We start from the raw sequence: 919 nt of genomic DNA, 5'->3' as shown, positions 1-919 counted from the left end.
GCGTCGATTTCCCCCAGTTCGATCCGTTGGCCACGCAGTTTCACCTGATGGTCGAGACGGCCGAGGTATTCGATGTTGCCATCGGCGAGGAAACGGCAACGGTCGCCGGTGCGGTACAGGCGATCACCGTCGATGAATGGGCTGGCGAGGAAACGTTCCTCGGTCAGGTCCGCACGTTTCAGATAACCGCGCGCCACGCCGACCCCGCCGATGTACAACTCGCCGATGCTGCCGATGGGTAATGGCTGCATGGCCTCGTCGAGGATGTACAGGCGCAGGTTGGCGATCGGCTTGCCGATTGGCACGATCAGATCGTCCACCGAACAACGCCATGCCGAGACGTCAATCGCCGCTTCGGTCGGACCGTAGAGGTTGACCAGCGCCGCCGGGTGTTGGCTCATGAAGCGCCGCACCAGATCCACCGGCAGCGCTTCGCCGCTGGCGAACACCTGACGCAGGCTATGGCAGTTGACCAGGCTTGGCTCTTCGACAAACGCACGCAGCATCGACGGCACGAAGTGCAGGGTGGTGACCTGCTCTTGCTGGATCAATTGGCTGAGGTACGCCGGGTCACGATGGCCGTCCGGACGGGCGACCACCAGGGTGGCGCCGGTGATCAGCGGCCAGAAGAATTCCCATACCGACACGTCGAAGCTGTACGGGGTTTTCTGCAACACGCGGTCATTCGGGCCAATCGGGAAGGCGTCCTGCATCCAATGCAGACGGTTCATCAAGGCGCCGTGTTCGTTCATCACGCCTTTCGGTTGGCCGGTGGAACCGGAGGTGTAGAGCACGTAGGCCAGGTCGCTTGGGCTGACGCTGACCGGTTCACCGGCAGGCGCGGGTGGCAACGCATCCAGCGTCCAGGAATTGTGCCCGACCGGCAAACGCGCCAGCCACTGCGCTTGGGTCAAGGTGA

Annotated in this window: 1 protein-coding gene; it reads right to left on the bottom strand. The window is 63.0% G+C overall.

Annotated features, from left to right (window positions below):
• A partial coding sequence (locus NHU87_RS28305) for an amino acid adenylation domain-containing protein (RefSeq protein WP_253555169.1) occupies positions 1 to 919 on the bottom strand: 919 nt, incomplete at both ends.

Source organism: Pseudomonas mandelii, from assembly GCF_024138395.1.
In the GTDB taxonomy this organism is placed as follows: Bacteria; Pseudomonadota; Gammaproteobacteria; order Pseudomonadales; family Pseudomonadaceae; genus Aquipseudomonas; species Aquipseudomonas mandelii_E.
This window is presented reverse-complemented; position numbering and strand designations above follow the sequence as displayed.